The sequence below is a fragment of the Arthrobacter pascens genome (assembly GCF_030815585.1).
In the GTDB taxonomy this organism is placed as follows: domain Bacteria; phylum Actinomycetota; class Actinomycetes; order Actinomycetales; family Micrococcaceae; genus Arthrobacter; species Arthrobacter pascens_A.
Genome location: NZ_JAUSWY010000001.1, coordinates 4,585,080 through 4,602,629, shown reverse-complemented (window position 1 = coordinate 4,602,629; position 17,550 = coordinate 4,585,080). Strand labels below are relative to the sequence as shown.

The window sequence follows — 17,550 nt, the reverse complement described above, 5'->3', positions numbered from 1 at the left end:
AACGGAAGCGACCGTTAGGAACGGTCACGAATCGGAAAGCCCACGGGCGATGCCCCGAGCGGCAGTCTGCAGCGCCGGAACCAGCGCCTGGAGGCGCATCTCACGCAAAGGAACCACGACGCCGAGAGCCGCCACTGCGTGCTGCCGCCGATCCAGCACGGGAACGGCAATGCCCCAGGTGTCCGGATCCACCACGCCCTCCAGCTGCGCAAATCCTTGATGGGCCGTCTCGCTGAGCAGGGCACGCAGGGCGCCCGCCGTCACCCTTTCCGCCGGATCCGAAAACTGCTGCAGGTACTCTGCCTGCAGCGACTTGTCCTGGTGGGCCATCAGCGCCAGTCCGGCGGACGAGATATGGACAGGCATCCTGCCGGCCACCCTGGCCCGGTTCGCCACCGACCCGCGGCGGGACAGCCGCTCGACGAAGAGCGCTTCCCACCCCTCCAGGACGGCCAGGTTCACATTCTGGTGGAGGACCTGCTGGATGTCCTCCATGAACGGCACGGCAGCCTGCCGCAATCCCACCGTGGGCGAATTACGGTTCACCAGCTCCCACAGCCGCAGACCCAGCCGAACCGTCCCGCCCGCTCCCGTCTCCAGCAGTCCGTGGGCCGCGAGCTGCCGGACCAGCCGATGGGCCGTGGTGAGCGGAAGTCCTGCGCGGGTAGCCAGTTCGGAGAGCGGCAGGTTGGTGACGCCTTCGGGGAAAGCCGAGATCACGCGGACCACGCGGTCCACTACGGAGTCTCCGGAGACTGAATTGGCCATCACTGCCGCTTCCATTGAATGGTATTTATTGGCCTAGATTACACGAGCTGGTTCAGGCACCGTTCGCACGATCGGAACGGCGGGGCAACGCCACCGAAACAGCGCCACGGGATCCTTTAGACATGAAGCCCACTGCAAGGAACCCTGCCGCGGCTGACTTGAGCTGCGAGGTCTGCGGCCTGATGCCGGAACCCACCAAGACCCGACTGACCTTGGCCAATGTGGCCGTGATGCTCCCGATCGAACTCTTGGTCCACGCCGTGGTGGTGGAAACCCACCTGCCCTATCTGGCCAAAGTGCTGGTCCTCACCCTCACCGCCACCGTCCTGGTGATCTGGGTGGCGGAGCCCTCGGCTGCCCGCGTTTTGCGGGGCTGGCTGCACGCCCCGGCCCTGCGCCACCGCAAGCGGCTGGGCCTGGCGCCGGCACTGTGGCGGGCACGAACGGTCCTGCGGGACCGGCCCGGCTCCCTGCAGAAGATCACCCAGGCGCTGGCCCGCCTGGACACCAACATCCTGAGCATCCATGTCCACCCGGTGGCGGGCGGGGTGCTGGACGAGTTTGTGCTCTCGGCCCCCGGAAACCTCAGCGAACGGCAGCTCCTGGAGGCGCTGCACGACGGCGGCGGCACGCGCTCCCACGTGTGGCCCACCACCGCCCTGGCCATGGCGGACGGGCAGACCAAGGCGCTGAGCCTCGCGGCCCGGATCGCCGACGCCCCTGACGAACTGCCGCTCGCGGTGGCCGAGCTGCTGCGGGCCCGGATCGTCCCGCCTGCTGAGAACACCACACAGGAATCGGACGACGCCGGGACGCGCCTGAAGATCCCCACCGCCTGGCACGGACCCATCACCTTCGCACGCACCGGCGAACCGTTTACGCCCGCCGAGTCAGCCAGGGCACACCGGCTGGCGGAACTCGCCGAGATCCTCTCGCACCGCGCTGTGCCAGACGGCCGAATGCCCTAGAAACCCCGACTGTGATTCGGTAGGCATCCCGCCTGCGTGTAGCCACGGTTGGTGAGCCGGTCAGTTTGCCGCCATCCGGATGGTCAGAGCGTCCGGCTCGATGGTCATGAGGACATGCTTGCCTTCGCCCTCGTGGTCGCCGTCGAGCTGGTAGTCCTCATTGTGTTCCAGGGTGATCTCCACGGATTTGCCCTGGAAGTATTCAACGGAAGTGTCCTTACTTTTTCCATTGGCAATCATGCCGGCGATGACGGAGAACCAGCCGAACTTTCCCCGTGGTGCCAGGACCACCACGTCGAGGAGGCCGTCGTTGACCGCGGCATCGGGGAAGATCTCCAGACCGCCCTGGACCTTGCCGCAGTTCCCCACCATCACGCTGCGGACCCGGCGGTGCACCACGGACTTGCCGTCGATCACGATAGTGGCTTTGACCGGCTTGCCCGGCAGGTTCCTGATCCCGGCGTCCACGTAGGCCAGCCAGCCCACCTTGTCCTTGAGGTCCTCGTCGGTGTCGGCCATGATGGTGGCGTCGTAGCCAACGCCGGCCATGACCAGGAAGAACTGCTCCCTGTCCGGGTCGTTGCGGACCGCGCGCACCACGTCGATCTTGCGCTCCCAACCAACCAGCGCGCCCTCGATGGCACCCTCCACGTCCGTGACGTCCATACCCAGGTTGCGGGCGAGCAGGTTTCCGGTGCCCAGCGGGACCAGGCCCAGCGGGATATCGGTGCCGGAGAGGACTTCAGCCACGCATCGCACGGTGCCGTCGCCGCCGGCGGCGATAACGACGTCGGCCCCTTGCTTGAGTGCCTCCTTCGCCTGGCCGACGCCGGGGTCCTCCTTGGTGGTCTCAAGCCAGATGGGCTGGCCCCAGCCGTTGTTCTCGCAGTGCTTGGCCATTAGTCCACGCACATCGATGTCCACCGGCTTGGCAGGATTGATGATGACGGCCGCACGCTTAGCAGGGGCGGAGCTGTTGGCTGTCATGATGTCCTTCGGTGAGGGGAAAGTGCGCCTTGGAAGTAAGCATACTTGCTATTTTCCGGGAATCCGGACGGCGAGCGTCCGTCGCTTTCCGGGTCGAAGTCGCCGCTAGCCCAATCGCAGAGGCCACGGGACGCCTTTAGGGAGCGGTTGTTTGTGGCTTCCCGTTCGCCGGTTCTTCCGTAGGCACAGTCCCGGACTGCAGCCAGTCCGGGACCCGGCCAGCTGGCATCGGCTTACTCCAGAGGTAGCCCTGGGCATGGCGGACGCCGAGGCGGCGAAGTTCGGCGAGTTGGTCATGGGTTTCGACTCCTTCTGCGATCACCACCAGGTCGAGGGTGCGTGCCATGCCGAGGATCAGTTCGATGATAGAGGCCCCGTTGGGGTCGCTGCCGAGCACCTCAACGAAGGTCCGGTCGATTTTCAGGGTCCGGGCGGACATCCATTTGAGGTAGCTCAGCGAGGAGTAGCCGGTGCCGAAGTCATCGATGGAGAGCCCGACACCGAGGTCGTGCAGCCGGTGCAGGATCTCCAACGGCAGCTCGGGTTGCTCCATCAGCACGGTTTCGGTGATTTCCAGATTCACCGCCGCTGGATCAATGCCCGCCGCCCGAGCCGCCGCGTGCACGATTTCCGGGAAGTCCGGGGCCACGAGCTGACGGGCCGAAATGTTCACCGCGGCCGAGAGGTTCCCGGCTCCCGGAACAGTGGAACGCCATCGCTGGACCTGGGCCAGTGCCTTGTTGAGCACCCAGGTTCCGATCGGAACGATAAGACCTGTCTCCTCGGCGATGGAGATGAACGTGTCGGGCATGATCAGACCGTGTTCACCATGTTGCCAGCGCAGCAGCGCCTCTAATCCGACCGCTCGTTCCGTGTCCAGTTCAATGATCGGTTGGTACTCCAGGAACAGTTCATCCCGTTCCAAGGCCACGCGCAGGTCAGACTGCAGGTCCAGGCGCCCGGCCGCCTGCCCGGTGGTGCGTGAGTCATAAACCATCGAACCGTCTCCGCCAGCGGCCTTGGCTTCATACATGGCCGTGTCCGCGCCGTGCATCAACGATTCCGCGGTATCTCCCGGACCCGAGACCGCGATCCCGACACTGACGTTAAGGAAGATTTTCCGTCCGTCAATTTCAAATGGCCGCCGGGTCGCGGTCCTGATACGTTCTGCCGCCGCGGCGGCGTCGCGGGTACCCACGTTCTCGCAGACTATGACGAACTCGTCGCCGCCGAAACGGCCCACGGTGTCGTTCGGGCGGACGGCGGTCCGGAGCCGCTCACCGAGCAGGATCAGGAGAGCGTCCCCGGCGGCGTGCCCGATGCCGTCGTTGATGAGCTTGAACCGATCGACGTCCACGAACATCACTACCACCCGCCGGGATGCCCGTCCCAGCAGGCCCTGTAGGACGTCGGTAAGCAGATACCTGTTTGGCAGACCAGTCAATGCGTCGTGGCGGGCCTGCCATTCAAGAACCTGTTCGGCGTCTTTGCGGTCAGTAATGTCCATGACCGTGGCCAGGAAACGCAAGGGTGCCCCGCTGATGGGGTCGTGGGTCATCATGGCCCGGGATTGCATCCACCGAAGCTTGCCGTCGGCCCTGATGATGCGGAACTCGTACTCAACTCGCTTCGTGCCGGAGTCAAGGGCCCTCCGCGCTGCCTGGATCAACTCCAGGTCCTCGGGATGGACCAAGGCCAGAGACTGTTTCCTGGAGACCAGTTCGCCCGGGGCGAGGCCGTAGATTCGGGCGTATTCATCCGAGTGTGACCACCGGTCCGAAATAATGTCGTGTTCGACGCTGCCCACGTGAACCATTTCCTGTGCGGCGACGAGGCGTTCAAGGTCGGCGGCGGCGGCGAACCGCAGACGTTTCAGCTCGGTAATGTCGCGCGCAATTGCCGATGTCCCCATCTGCAGCCCGTCGGACCCGTACATGGGAGACAGGGTCAAGGAAACCTCCACAACCGAGCCGTCCCTGTGCCTCGAGCGGGCTTCAACCCCCGTCACGTACGCCCCGCTGGCCAGCTGGGCGGCGATCACCAGTCGCGACTCCTCATCCGTCCGGTCGGTCAGAAACCGATGGCTTTGGCCCACGGCCTCACCGGCACTCCAGCCGAACATCCGTGTGGCTCCGGCGTTCCAGATGGTTATGATCCCCATCATGTCCGCGCCGATGATCGCGTCCCCACAGGATTCCACCATCGCCGACACCGCCCTCAAGGTGGCCCCACTACGCTCGCGATCAGTGATGTCCCTGGACACGGCGACCACCGCGACGGGCATGGAATGTATGCCCCGGACAGGGCTGAGGGTGGCATAAACCGTGAATTCACGTCCCGTCCGGTGCCGCATCCAGAACTCACCGGCCCAGCCCCGGCCGGCGGCGATCCCGTCCGCTATCTCCTGACGGGTCGCTTCCTGCCCCGGCACCTCCGGTACCGCTATGATTCCCAGCTCGGTTATTCTCCGACCAAGGACTTCCGCGGACGGGAAACCGTACAGCCGCTCCGAGGCACGGTTCCAATACGTCACCTGCCATGCGGTGTTGAGGCCAATCACCGACTGCCCGATTTCCTCCAGCAGCAGCGACTGCATCACCAGATCATCGTGCTTCTCTACAGGCATTGGCCCCCCCGACCCTGCTAGCATCCGGAGCCGCCGGCAGGAACCGGGAGGTCGTTAGGATCAACGAACAGCTGGCTGCCACCTATCAACGGCGACACCACACGTTGATTAATTTGCAGATACCTAAACAACCTTGGAGCGTCCGCGAACAGAACACCGACCACGGTGTAACACTCACTCTAGCCCCGCAAACGCTTCGCACAGAGGTTCCCGTCAGGTCCCTTTCCCGTCACCACCCCGGCAGCGCCCTGGGCACCCTAAGAGGGACGACGGACGACGCCATATATAAGGGATTCCGAACAAAAGACGGACCAGTTTCGGCTCTCCCGCGGCATGGGAAGTATTTCCTGAATGGCATTGGGGTGCCGCGTTAGCCGGGAGGCAGGTTCCTGGCTCCGCGAGGCTACAGCGCCTTGACCGCGCCCAGCACCTTGGCCAGGGAATCCTTGGCGTCCCCGAAGAGCAGCGAGGTCTGCGGCTCGTACAGCAGCTCGTTCTCGATCCCCGCGAACCCCGGCCGCATGGAGCGCTTCAGGAAAATCACCTGCCGCGCGTCAGCCACTTCAAGGATGGGCATGCCGTAGATCGGCGAGCCGGAGGAGGTCTTGGCGGCCGGGTTCACCACATCGTTGGCGCCCACCACCAGCGCCACATCCGCCGTCCTGAACTCGGAGTTGATCTCGCCCATCTCCTTGAGGGATTCATAGGGCACGTTGGCCTCGGCCAGGAGCACGTTCATATGCCCCGGCATCCGGCCGGCCACGGGGTGGATGGCGAAGTCCACCTCGATGCCGCGGGCCTCCAGGGCCAAGGCCAGTTCGGCCGCGGTGTGCTGGCCCTGGGCCACAGCCAGCCCGTAGCCGGGCACAATGATGACCCGTTGCGCGTAGCCCAGGAGCACGGCAACGTCCTCCGGGCTGGAGGACCTGACGGGACGCTCACTCACGGCGGTGGACCCCGCCGTCGAGCCTCCCCGGAAGGCGCCGAACAGGATGCCGGCGACGCTGCGGCCCATGGCCGCCGCCATGGCCCGGGTCAGGATGGTACCGGACGCGCCCACCAGCGTGCCCGCCACCACCAGAAGGACGTTGCCCAGCACCACGCCGGACGCCGCAACAGCCAGGCCCGTGAAGGCGTTCAGGAGAGAGATCACGATTGGCACGTCCGCGCCGCCCACCGGCAGTACCAGCAGAACCCCGGCTGCCAGGCCCAGCACCATCAGCAGCACGGCGAGCGCCAGGGAACCGGTCAGCACTACGGCAACGGCGGTGCCCACTGCGGCGAGCAGCACAGCGGCCATCACCACCGGAAGCCCGGGAAACACCACGGGCCGGGTGGTCATGAGCTCCTGCAGTTTGGCGAAAGTGACGCCGGAACCGGCAAAGGACACGGCTCCCACCAGCAGCGTAAAGACGATGGCAAGCCTCGTCCACGGGTCCGCGTTGTGGCTGAGCTCCAGGAGCGCCACCAGCGCTGCGGCCCCGCCGCCGACGCCGTTGAAGAGCGCCACGAGTTGTGGCATCTGCGTCATTTTCACGCGCCGGGCCACCGGAGCGGCAACCGCTGTGCCCACGGCAATGGCAGCGATGATCCAGGGGATGTTGTCCAGCCTTGCGGACAGGAACACGGTCACGACGGCGACCAGCGCACCGAATGCGCCCACCAGGTTGCCGCGGCGGGCGGTGCGTGGCGAACTCAGCCCGCGCAGGGCCAGGATGAAGAACACGGCGGCGGCGAGGTAGAGGAGCGAGGTCCAGACCGGATCGAGCAAGGTCACTTTCCCTCCCCTTTGCGGCCGCGGAACATATGCAGCATCCGGTCCGTTACCACGAAGCCGCCCACCAGGTTGGCCGTGGCCAGGACAACGGCGAGCAGAGCCACCGCCAGCACCCAGGGGTCGGCGGCCTGGCCAGCCACAATGATGGCGCCCACCAGGATGATGCCGTGGATGGCGTTGGCCCCGGACATGAGGGGCGTGTGCAGGGTGCTGGAGACTTTCGAGACCACCTCGAACCCCACGAAGACCGCCAGCACGGTGATCGTCAGCAGGGCCATGCCGTCCATCAGATTGCCCCTTCCTGCTGTGGCCGTGATTCTGCGGCAGGCGGGGTGAGCGCGGCGAGCGCCTCCGCCGTGGGCAGGTGCCGCACCGCGCCGTCGTGCGTCAGGCAGGAACCCGCCACCACTTCGTCGTCGAAATCCGGCGCCACGGTGCCGTCCCGGGTCATCAGCGCGAGCAGGTTGGCCACGTTCTTGGCGTACAGGCGGGACGCGTCCGAGGCCATCGCGGACGGCGCATCCTTCAGCCCCACCACGGTGACGTGGCCCTGGCCGTCGGCCGTGGGCACCAGGATGTCCTCGCCGGGAACGGAGCCCTCCACGTTGCCGCCGGACTCCGCGGCGAGGTCGACGACGACTGAACCGGGCCGCATGCCCTGCACCATCTGGCGGCTCACCAGGAGGGGCGCGCGCCGCCCGGGGACGGCCGCCGTCGTGATCAGGACGTCGGCCTGGGCAATGTGAGGGGCGAGGAGCTCACGTTGGAGGGCGCCGCGGTCCGCGCTGAGCTCGCGGGCGTAGCCGCCGGACGCTTCGGCGGTTTCGAGGTCCAGTTTGATGAACGTGCCGCCCATCGATGCCACTTCGTCCGCGGAGGCGGGGCGGATGTCGTTCGCCGAGACTCTGGCGCCGAGCCTCTTGGCGGTGCCGATGGCCTGGAGCCCGGCCACGCCGGCGCCGAGCACCAGCACGCGGGCTGGCGGCACGGTCCCGGCCGCGGTCATGTACAGCGGGAAGAACCGCGGCAGGCGGATGGCGGCCTCCAGCACACAGCGGTAACCGGCCACCAGCGCCTGGGAGCTGAGGGCGTCCATGGACTGGGCGCGTGAGATGCGCGGCACCAGTTCCAGGGCAAAAGACGTGACACCGGCGTCCGCCAGGGCCTGGACGGTGGCCAGCTCGGACGACGGCGAGGCCAGGCCGACGGTCACTGCACCCCTTTTCAGGGCCTTGGCTGATACCGGTTCGAGCGGGCGGACGTGGGTGAGGATGTCCAGTTCACCGGTGTTCAGGTACGGGACCACCTCGGCGCCCGCTTGAAGGTACTCATGGTCGCTGTACCCGGATTCAGTGCCGGCGCCTGATTCGATCAGGATCTCAAGGCCCAGCATCGATAGCTGCTTCACTGTCTCCGGGGTGGCAGCGACGCGCCGCTCACCCTCTTGTTGCTCCCGCGGTATGCCCAGTTTCACCCGCCAACTCCCCTCAATGACAAGTGCGGCAGTGCCTGTGGGTTGGCTCTCCGCCGGTTGACCGGCGGGGCTTCGCGGAGCGGCACTGCTGCACGTAGTTGGCTCGAGTCTATGGCCACCCCGCACGAACTGGCAGCTAATCCCCTCAGTTTCGGGTTTTGAGGGGATTAGCTGCCAGTTCGCGCCGCCGAGGGGAGGGACGCGGCTGCGATGGTTGGGCAATATGCAGCCGGTCTGGCTAGGGCAGGCGCACCAGGGCCTGGATAGGCGCATGGTCGCTGGGGTAGCGGCCATCCAGCGTAAACGTGTTGATGGCGGCTTGGCGTACCGTGATGCCCGGGGTGGCCAGGATCCAGTCGATGCGGGAGCCTCCAAGGACAGGGTCCTTGTAGTTGGGGAACGTCCCGTAAGCCGGGGTGAGTTGCTCTGCGGCCGATGTCCACGTGTCCCGGAAGACACCAGTGCCAACCAGGGCGTCATAGGCACTGGAGGCCTCGGCCTGGGCGTTGAAGTCTCCGGTGACCACGGTGGGCAGCTGGGGGCTGAAGGTGGCCATCAGGTCAACGATGGCCCGGGCGCTGAGGATGCGTGCGTTCTCTGAGTCATGGTCGAAGTGGGTGTTAGCCAGGATCAGGTCCTTGCCCGTGGACAGGTCAGTGAAGCGGCCCCATGTGACAATGCGGGTCACGGTGTTGCCCCACGTGGCAGAGCCGATCAGATCCGGCGAGTCGGAGAGCCAGAACTGATCCCAAGCGCTGACACTCAGGCGGCGGGCATCGTAGAAGATCGCTGAGTACTCGCCGGCGCTGCCGCCGTCGCGCCCGAATCCGATCATCCCGTAGTGCTCGGGGAAGGCACCCTCAACGGCGGACAACTGGTGGAACAGAGCCTCTTGGACACCCACTACGGTGGGCTTCTCCAGTTCGAGTACAGCCTGGAGCGCCGCGATGCGCTCCGGCCAGTAGTCCGCCTGGCCCGGCAGGGTACCGGTGCGGTCCAGCCGGATGTTGAAGCTCATGATGTGCAGGTCGGTCTTGTCCGCAGCGCCGATAAGGGCTCCGGTGGATCCGGCCGCGAGGGCCGGCCCCGCCTGGGCGTACATCGCTCCGGCGAACCCCAGCGCCCCGGCGGTGGCGAGGGCGGTGCGGCGTGAGACGGGCTGGTTCGAGGACAATGGACCACTCCAGGCTCGGGTACGTTACCCCTGATACTTCAGGACGCGGATGGCCACCTGCCGACGTCCACGTGAACCTGTACTGGCTGCGAGGTTAAGGGCGCAGGAACGCTGGCCCGGGGACGTCGGCCGCAAAGCTACCGGCGGGCGCTCAGGTCTGCAGAGATCAGCTTGGCCGTAGCCACAATCTCCTGGCTTACGGAGGCCAAGTAGCCGTTCCGGTCCGGCTTCGAAGCCACCGACTGCGCCTGCAGGGACACGTTGACCGCGGCCACCACCTTGGTCGGCCCGTCGTACACCGGCGCCGCAACGGACATCAGCCCCAGTTCCAGTTCCTCGTCCAGCAGGCACCAGCCTTGGGCCCGTACCGTGTCCAGGACCGCCAGCAGCTCCTTTGCAGTACCCAGAGCCCGCGGCGTCAAAGGTTTGATCTCCGCAGTGGCCAGGTAGGCCTTGAGGTCAGCCGGTGGGAGGGCCGCGAGCAACACCCTGCCCATGGAGGTGGCGTACGCGGGGAAGCGGGTGCCAACGGTGATGCCCACGTTCATGATCCGGCGGGTGGTCACGCGGGCAATGTAGGCGATGTCCGTGCCGTCCAGCACCGCGGCGGAGGTGGATTCGCCCAGCTTCAGGGACAGCTCCTCCAGGTGCGGCTGGGCAAGCTGGGGAAGGGACAGCCCGGACAGGTAGGCGTAACCGAGCTGCAGCACCTTGGCCGTGAGCGCGAACGTCTTCCCGTCGGTCCGGACGTAGCCCAGCTCCACGAGCGTATGCAGGAAGCGCCTTGCCGTGGCCCGGGTCAGGCCCGTGCGGGCGGCCACTTCGGTAAGTGTCATGACGGGGTGGTCCGTGTCGAATGCGCGGATCACCGCCAGCCCGCGCGCCAGCGACTGCACATACTGGTCGCTCGCCTGCGGAGCAGCCTGTGTGTCTGCTGGTGGGTCGGTCATGGTTACCAATCCTATTTCCCCGGCGCGGTTAGGGTCCGACGGCGGGGGCTGCTTTGAGCGGGACCGGCACCAGCTCCTGCAGCTCCTCGAGGGTGCAGCCGAACGTCTCGCGGACCTGGACGCCATCGGGCCCGGTGAGGAACACTGCCTTGTCCGTGTACACGCGGGTCACGCAGCCCACGCCGGTCAGCGGATAAGTGCAGGCATCCACGATCTTCGAGGCCCCGTCACGTGTCAGGAGCGTCATCATCACAAACACGTCCTTGGCTCCGGTGGCCAGGTCCATCGCCCCGCCCACGGCAGGGATGGCGTCCGGTGCACCCGTGTGCCAGTTCGCAAGGTCACCCGTGGCGGAGACCTGGAACGCGCCCAGTACACAGATGTCCAGGTGTCCGCCGCGCATGATCGCGAACGAGTCGGCGTGATGGAAGTAGGACGCCCCCGGCAGCTCGGTGACCGGGATCTTGCCGGCGTTGATGAGGTCGCCGTCGATCTGGTCCCCTTCAGCGACCGGGCCCATGCCGAGCATCCCGTTCTCCGTGTGGAGGGTGATGTTCTGTTCCGGCAGCAGGTAGTTGGAGACCAGGGTGGGCTGGCCGATCCCCAGGTTCACGAACGAACCGGGGGCAATGTCCTTCGCCACCAGCCGTGCGAGGTCGTCACGGCCCAGCGGCTTTTCTGAGGTTTGGATACTCGTCTGAACGCTCATCTCAGGCCACCTTCACAATGCTGTTGACGTAAATTCCGGGGGTCACAACGTTCTCCGGGTCCAGCCCCCCGGTGGGGACGATCTGGGACACCTGCACCACGGTGTGCCTGGCCGCGGCGGCCATAATGGGGCCGAAGTTCCGGGCGGTTTTGCGGTACACGAGGTTGCCCTTGCCGTCCGCTTTGAGCGCCTTGATCAGTGCGACGTCGGCGTGGATGGGCGTCTCGAACACCTGGCCGCGGCCGTCGATGATGCGGGTTTCCTTGCCCTCGGCCAGCATGGTGCCGTAGCCGGTGGGCGTGAAGAACCCGCCGATGCCGGCCCCGGCCGCCCGGATACGTTCGGCGAGGTTCCCCTGCGGCACCAGCTCCAGCTCGATCTTGCCGGCCTTGTATTTGGCGTCAAAGTGCCAGGAATCGGACTGCCGCGGGAAGGAGCAGATCATCTTCTTCACCCGGCCCTCTTTGATCAGCAGCGCCAGGCCCTGGTCGCCCTGGCCCGCGTTGTTGTTCACCACGGTGAGGTCCGTGGCGCCGCAGTCCATCAGCGCATCGATCAGTTCAAACGGTTGCCCGGCGTTACCGAACCCGCCGATCATCACCGTGGAGCCGTCCTTGATGCCGGCGACCGCCTCGCCAACGGAATCAACAAAATTCAGCATCCTTCTACCCCTTCACTCCGTCAGATACGTTCTCCAGCACCACGGCCAGGCCCTGGCCCACCCCGATGCAGATCGCCGCGACACCCCAGCGCTCCCCGGAGGCCTGCAGGCTGCGGGCCAGCGTGCCCAGGATCCGGGTTCCCGACGCGCCCAACGGGTGGCCCATGGCGATCGCGCCGCCGTGCCGGTTCACGATCGAGGAGTCGATTCCCCACGCGTTGATGCAGGCCAGGGACTGTGCGGCAAACGCTTCGTTAAGTTCGACGGCGCCAACCTCGTCCCAGCCGATGCCCGCCTTCGCGAGGGCCTTGTTTGCCGCTTCCACGGGGGCGTAGCCGAAGTACTGTGGATCGTTGCCGTGCGCGCCGCGGCCGGCAATGCGGGCCAGCGGCTCCATCCCGAGCAGCCCGGCGGCGCTTTCGCTGCCGATCCAGGCCGCGGAGGCGCCGTCGGACAGCGGCGAAGAGTTGCCGGCGGTGACCGTGCCGTTCTCTGTACGGAACACGGTCTTCAGGCCCGCAAGCTTCCCGGCAGAGGAACCTGCGCGGATGCCTTCGTCGCGGACCAGGTCAGTGCCCGGCACCGGGGCGACGAGGTTGTCGTAGAAACCCTCGTCCCAGGCGGCGGCGGACAGGTTGTGGGAGTTCGCTGCGAATTCGTCCTGCTGCTCGCGGCTCACGCCGTACTTCTCGCGCAGCCGCTCGGTGGCCTCGCCCAGGGAGACGGCCCAGTCCTTGTCCATTGCCTCGTTCACCAGGCGCCAGCCCAGCGTGGTGGAGGCCAGGTTCAGATCCCCGGCCGGGTAGGGCTTGTCGGTCTTGGGCAGCACCCACGGGGCGCGGCTCATGGATTCGGCACCGCCCACCAGCATCAGCTCGGCGTCGCCGGCGTTGATCTGGCGCGAGGCGATGATGGCTGCGTCCAGCGACGAACCGCACAGGCGGTTTACGGTGGTGCCGGGGATCGACGTCGGCAGCCCCGCGAGCAGGGTGGCCATCCTGGCTACGTTCCGGTTCTCCTCGCCGGCGCCGTTGGCGTTGCCGAACACCACCTCGTCGATCCGCTCGACGTCGAGCTTCGGGGCGCGCTTCACGGACTCGCGGACCACGTGGGCGGCAAGGTCATCCGGGCGGACGGCGGCAAGGCCAGAGCCGAACTTGCCGAAAGGTGTGCGGACGGCGTCGTACACAAAAGCCTGGTTCATGGGTTCCTCTGATTCTGTCTGTGCCGCCCAACTAGGTCGCAGTTAACGTCGCTATTCGCGCGAATGACGACGTTAACTGCTAGCTAGTTGGGTGGGGCGGAAGTTTGGTCGGTGTCGGCAAGGTCCATCCCGGCGAACACCTGCTGGGCGGTCTTGAAGGCTGTGTTGGCGGAGGGGACCCCGCAGTAGATGGCGGTCTGCAGCAGGATTTCCTTGATTTCATCCCTGCTGAGGCCGTTGGTGGTAGCCGCGCGGATGTGCATGGCCAGCTCTTCCCAGTGCCCGTGCGCCACCATGGCGGTGATGGTCACCGCTGAGCGCATTTGCCGGGTGAGGCCCGGGCGGGTCCAGATGCCACCCCATGCAATCCGCGTGATCATGTCCTGGAAATCTTCAGTGAACTCGTCCTTGTTGGCATTCGCCCGGTCCACGTGTGCGGCGCCCAGCACTTCGCGCCGGACCGCCATGCCGCCGTCGTAAATCTCCTGGCTGGTGGCGTCCGGCTGGACTGCACCATTTCTTTCCGCGCCGCTCACTTGGTTGCTCCGTGGGATTCGCTCCACGTGATGAGGCTCCGCAGCAGTTCGGCGACGTGGGCCGGTGCCTCGACCGGCGCCAGGTGGGCGACACCCGCCAGGGTCACGGCACTCGCGGTGCCCCCGCCGGCGGTGATGCCTTCTGCGATTTCTTCGGCGAACGACGGCGGAGCAACAGTGTCCAGCGCACCGGCCAGCGCCTGCGTGGGGACGCTGATGCTGCCGAGTTCCGCGCGGACGTCGTAGCCGGCCAGGGCCTCGCAGCAGTAGGCGTAGCTGAAGCGGTCAGTGTCGCGGAGGGCATGCAGGAGGCGGCTGCCCAGTTCCGGCTCGCGGTCCATAAAGCCCGGTGCGAACCAGCGCTGAGCGGAGCCCTGGATCATTACCGGGGTGCCCTGGCCGCGCACGGTTTCGGCGCGTTCGTGCCAGCCCTCGGGGGTGCCAAGCTTGGCGCCGCTGCACTGGACGGAGAGGCTCTTGAGGCGTTCGCCGTGCTTGATGCCCAGCTGCAGGCCGGTAGCTCCACCCAGCGAAACACCGGCGTAGTGGAACGTCTCGCCCGGCGCGATCGAGTCCACCAGGTCCACCACCGCGTCGGCCAGCCCGGCGACGTCGAAGGGTTCGGTGGCTGCCGGCGAGACGCCGTGGCCGGGGAGGTCCCAGGCCACCACGTCAAAGTCGGCTCCCAGCAGGGATGCCGCCTCGGTCCACAGGATGGAGGAGGTCCCCAGCGACGGTCCCACCACCAGCAGGGGGTGGGTGCCCAGGGGGCGCTGCGGCGAAAGCAGCACTGCTTTCAGGATCGGCTTAGCCACGGCGGGCTCCATTCGCGTCGGTGTCTGTCAGCGGTTTGCCGGCAGAGGTAAAGTCCGGGAAGGCGGTCAGGATGCGGCGGGAGATTTCGCCGGCCTGGCCCAGGTAGCCGGCAGGATCCAGGAGTTCCTCCAGCCGAAGGTCTGTGAGCCGGCCAGCCGGAACCGCTTCCCGGAGCAGTCGCCGGTAAGCGGCACCCTGTTCGGCGGACGGCACCTCGAGGGTCCGGTCCACCACCTCCTGGAGCTGCTGCCGGCCGGTGCGGCCATCCTTCTCCTCCAGCAACGGAGCCAGGGCAGCGGCCACCCCTTCGGCCAGGAGCAGCGGACCCGCGAGTTCCAGGTTGCGGCGCATGGCGTCGGGGTAAGCCTGCAGGCCTTCGGCGAGCTCCCTCAGCTGGCCCGCGGCGCCAAGGGCCAGCCCGAGGAGCTGGCGGAGCGGCGGCCATTCCGTGTGCCAGGCGCCGTCCGGGCGTTCGTCGTTGAAGTTGGCGGCGGCCAGGTGCAGCTGCGATGCCAGATGGGGCGCCTGGAGGGCTGCGCTGCGGACCAGCACCGAAAGCACCGGGTTCTGCTTCTGCGGCATGGCGGAGGACACGCCACGGCCTGCCGCGCGCGGCTCGGCCAGCTCGCCCACCTCGGGACGGCTCAGGAACAGCACGTCCGTGGCGACCTTGCCGAAGGCGTCCAGCACCGAAGCCAGCGAATGGCCCAGGGACGTCACCGCGAAACGGTTGGTGTGCCAGGGCGCTGGCGCTGTTGCCAGGCCCAGCTGTGCGGCCAGCGCGTCCGCAAGGTTGAAGGGGTTGGACGCCGTTCCGGACGTCAGCACGGTTCCGGCCGCCAGGGTGCCGGCAGCGCCGCCGAACTGCACCGGCAGCGCCAGGCTCTCCAGCTGCCGGCCTGCGGCGGCCAGGCCGTGAAACCACTGCGCGGCCCGGAGTCCGAAGGTAAACGGAAGCGAGTGCTGGGTCAGACTCCTGCCCACGCACAGTGTGTCCGCGTGCCGTTCCGCCAAGACGGCGAGCGCCCCCGTCGTGGCCTTCAGGTCCGCGAGGACCGCCTCAACGGTGTTGCGGGCCAGCAGCATCAGGGCCGTGTCCAGTACGTCCTGGCTGGTCAGTGACGTGTGGACAGCACGAAGTGCACCAACGCTGCCCCCCACTTTGGCCGTGTCCAGCGCCTGCACCTGCTTCCGGAGGTCGGCCAGGAGCGGGATGACGGGGTTGCCGCCGCCCTGGGCACGGAGCGCGATGTCCGCCACGTCGTAGCGGCCCGCCTCTGCAGCGGAGACCACGACGGCGGCGGAACCGGCAGGCGCCAGGCTGGCCTTTTCCAGCACAGCGGCCCAGCCGGACTCGACGGCAAGGATGGCCGCCAGCACTGCCCGGTCCCCGGTCAGCGCCGCCACCAGGGGCGACGCCGAGACGGGACTCAGCAGGCCGACGTCGCCATCAGCGGTGCCGGCGGCTCCAGGCGCACCCGGGCTCCCCAGGACGGCGTCGTTCACTGGAAGTCCAGGAAAACAGTTTCGCCTTCACCCTGCAGGCGGATGTCCCACGTGAGTCCGCCGTCGGGATCGCGGCGCGCAATCAGGGTCTTCCGGCGTTCCGGATCGAGGGAGCTCAGCAGCGGGTCTGCCGCCAGTGCTTCCCCGTTCTCCGGCAGGTAGACGCGGGTGAACAGGCGGTTCATCAGGCCGCGGGCAAAAACTGCCACGGAGATGAACGGCGCGGCGCCAGGTTCGGTGGGGCCCGGGTTCATGGTGGTGAAGGTGTACACGCCGGAGTGGCCCACGGAGCCGCGGCCCCAGCCGGTGAAGGTGTAGCCGTCGCGGACCAGGGAGCCGGTCCGCTGCACGATCTTGCCTTCGGAGTCCGGCTGCCAGATTTCCAGGATGGCATCCGGGATGGGCTGCCCGGCGCCGTCGTACACCGTGCCCTGGAGACGGATGGAGCCGGGCGAGCCGGGAGCCAGGAGTTCGTTGTCCTTCTCGAACGGCAGCGCGTAGCCGTAGAACGGGCCCACGGTCTGGCCGGGGGTCGCAACAAGCTTGGTGGTCTGGTTGCTCATATGCCTATTCCTCATCGCCTTCTACGCCGAGCGCCTCGTTTTCGGTCCAGGTCCGCCTGGAGCCGGTCAGGACGATGTCCCAGTTGTAGCCCAGCGCCCATTCGGGCTCGGTGAGGCTGTGGTCGTAGCTTGCCACCAGCCGTTCGCGGGCGTCCTGGTCCACGATGGACTGGTAGATGGGGTCCAACGGGAAGAGCTGGTCTCCGGGAAAGTACATCTGGGTGACGATGCGCTGGGTGAACTCCGTGCCGAACATGGAGAAGTGGATGTGCGCCGGGCGCCAGGCATTCAGGTGGTTCTTCCACGGGTACGCGCCGGGCTTGATGGTGGTGAACCGGTAGGAGCCGTCCGGGCCGGTGATGCAGCGGCCCACGCCGATGAAGTTGGGGTCCAGGGGTGCCGGGTGCTGGTCGCGCTTGTGGATGTAGCGGCCGGCGGCGTTGGCCTGCCAGATCTCCACGAGCTGGCCGGCCACCGGGCGGCCGTCGCCGTCCAGTACCTTGCCGGCCACGATGATCCGCTCACCCTGGGGTTCGCCGTTGTGCTGGATGGTCAGGTCCGCTTCCAGTGCGTGCACGTCCTGGTGCCCGAACGCCGGCGAGTACAGCTCGATGGTTTCCGGGTCCGCGTGGTGCAGGCTCTTGGTGGGATGCCGGAGGATGCTGCTGCGGTACGGCGGGTAGTCCAGCCGGGGCTGGGTCTCGGCCGGGGCGCCGTCCTTGAGCGCGCGGGCATAGGCATCACCCATGGCGTTAATCTCTGCACTGAGATCCTGCTGTGTCTCCACTGCGGCCTCCTTTTCCTGTGGCTGGGTTGAATGAATCTGCTTGA

General features: G+C 66.9%; 17 protein-coding genes. 1 reads left to right on the top strand and 16 read right to left on the bottom strand.

The window, feature by feature from the left end; translation table 11 throughout:
• Window positions 1-24: 24 nt before the first annotated feature.
• Window positions 25-768 carry an IclR family transcriptional regulator gene (locus tag QFZ30_RS21325; protein WP_307080420.1) on the bottom strand — a complete coding sequence of 248 codons (744 nt, stop codon included), beginning with the start codon at window positions 766-768 and terminating at the stop codon, window positions 25-27.
• 122 nt (window positions 769-890) lie between these two features.
• On the opposite strand from QFZ30_RS21325, the gene QFZ30_RS21320 reads away from it, so the two are divergent.
• Window positions 891-1,736 carry an ACT domain-containing protein gene (locus QFZ30_RS21320; protein ID WP_307079738.1) on the top strand — a complete coding sequence of 282 codons (846 nt, stop codon included), beginning with the start codon at window positions 891-893 and terminating at the stop codon, window positions 1,734-1,736.
• A gap of 60 nt (window positions 1,737-1,796) precedes the next feature.
• On the opposite strand, the gene QFZ30_RS21315 is transcribed toward QFZ30_RS21320, so the two are convergent.
• The 15 genes from QFZ30_RS21315 to pcaH all read right to left on the bottom strand — a co-directional run bounded on the left by QFZ30_RS21315 (window position 1,797) and on the right by pcaH (window position 17,542).
• Complete coding sequence (locus QFZ30_RS21315) at window positions 1,797-2,723, bottom strand: diacylglycerol/lipid kinase family protein (RefSeq protein WP_307079736.1); 927 nt, start codon at window positions 2,721-2,723, stop codon at window positions 1,797-1,799.
• 136 nt (window positions 2,724-2,859) lie between these two features.
• Entirely contained in the window at window positions 2,860-5,349 is a 2,490-nt protein-coding gene (locus QFZ30_RS21310) for a sensor domain-containing protein (protein WP_307079734.1), read from the bottom strand.
• A 403-nt stretch (window positions 5,350-5,752) separates the two neighbouring features.
• Window positions 5,753-7,126, bottom strand: a complete 1,374-nt coding sequence (locus QFZ30_RS21305; protein WP_307079732.1) for an NAD(P)(+) transhydrogenase (Re/Si-specific) subunit beta — start codon at window positions 7,124-7,126, stop codon at window positions 5,753-5,755.
• The gene (locus QFZ30_RS21300; RefSeq protein WP_307079730.1) at window positions 7,123-7,413 is read right to left on the bottom strand and encodes an NAD(P) transhydrogenase subunit alpha; all 291 of its coding nucleotides are present in this window, start codon (window positions 7,411-7,413) and stop codon (window positions 7,123-7,125) included. Before QFZ30_RS21300 ends, QFZ30_RS21305 begins: the two co-directional genes overlap by 4 nt.
• Window positions 7,413-8,600 (bottom strand): Re/Si-specific NAD(P)(+) transhydrogenase subunit alpha, encoded by a 1,188-nt coding sequence (locus tag QFZ30_RS21295; RefSeq protein ID WP_307079728.1) that lies wholly within the window; start codon window positions 8,598-8,600, stop codon window positions 7,413-7,415. Before QFZ30_RS21295 ends, QFZ30_RS21300 begins: the two co-directional genes overlap by 1 nt.
• Window positions 8,601-8,838: 238 nt before the next feature.
• Window positions 8,839-9,774: an endonuclease/exonuclease/phosphatase family protein gene (locus tag QFZ30_RS21290; RefSeq protein WP_307079726.1), complete on the bottom strand. Its 936-nt coding sequence runs from the start codon at window positions 9,772-9,774 to the stop codon at window positions 8,839-8,841.
• A gap of 137 nt (window positions 9,775-9,911) precedes the next feature.
• Entirely contained in the window at window positions 9,912-10,724 is an 813-nt protein-coding gene (locus QFZ30_RS21285) for an IclR family transcriptional regulator domain-containing protein (protein WP_307079724.1), read from the bottom strand.
• Between the two features lie 28 nt (window positions 10,725-10,752).
• On the bottom strand, window positions 10,753-11,433 hold the full coding sequence (locus tag QFZ30_RS21280) for a 3-oxoacid CoA-transferase subunit B (protein WP_307079722.1): 681 nt from the start codon (window positions 11,431-11,433) through the stop codon (window positions 10,753-10,755).
• 1 nt (window position 11,434) lies between these two features.
• Window positions 11,435-12,094: a 3-oxoacid CoA-transferase subunit A gene (locus QFZ30_RS21275; RefSeq protein ID WP_307079720.1), complete on the bottom strand. Its 660-nt coding sequence runs from the start codon at window positions 12,092-12,094 to the stop codon at window positions 11,435-11,437.
• A gap of 4 nt (window positions 12,095-12,098) precedes the next feature.
• Window positions 12,099-13,298, bottom strand: coding sequence for a thiolase family protein (locus QFZ30_RS21270; protein WP_307079718.1), 1,200 nt, complete (start codon window positions 13,296-13,298; stop codon window positions 12,099-12,101).
• A gap of 83 nt (window positions 13,299-13,381) precedes the next feature.
• Complete coding sequence (gene pcaC, locus QFZ30_RS21265) at window positions 13,382-13,834, bottom strand: 4-carboxymuconolactone decarboxylase (protein WP_307079716.1); 453 nt, start codon at window positions 13,832-13,834, stop codon at window positions 13,382-13,384.
• Window positions 13,831-14,649 (bottom strand): alpha/beta fold hydrolase, encoded by an 819-nt coding sequence (locus QFZ30_RS21260; RefSeq protein ID WP_307079714.1) that lies wholly within the window; start codon window positions 14,647-14,649, stop codon window positions 13,831-13,833. Before QFZ30_RS21260 ends, pcaC begins: the two co-directional genes overlap by 4 nt.
• Complete coding sequence (locus QFZ30_RS21255; protein WP_373462873.1) at window positions 14,642-16,156, bottom strand: lyase family protein; 1,515 nt, start codon at window positions 16,154-16,156, stop codon at window positions 14,642-14,644. Before QFZ30_RS21255 ends, QFZ30_RS21260 begins: the two co-directional genes overlap by 8 nt.
• Complete coding sequence (gene pcaG / locus QFZ30_RS21250; RefSeq protein ID WP_307079711.1) at window positions 16,153-16,719, bottom strand: protocatechuate 3,4-dioxygenase subunit alpha; 567 nt, start codon at window positions 16,717-16,719, stop codon at window positions 16,153-16,155. Before pcaG ends, QFZ30_RS21255 begins: the two co-directional genes overlap by 4 nt.
• Before the next feature lie 4 nt (window positions 16,720-16,723).
• Window positions 16,724-17,542, bottom strand: a complete 819-nt coding sequence (gene pcaH, locus QFZ30_RS21245; protein ID WP_307080416.1) for a protocatechuate 3,4-dioxygenase subunit beta — start codon at window positions 17,540-17,542, stop codon at window positions 16,724-16,726.
• Window positions 17,543-17,550 lie beyond the last annotated feature (8 nt).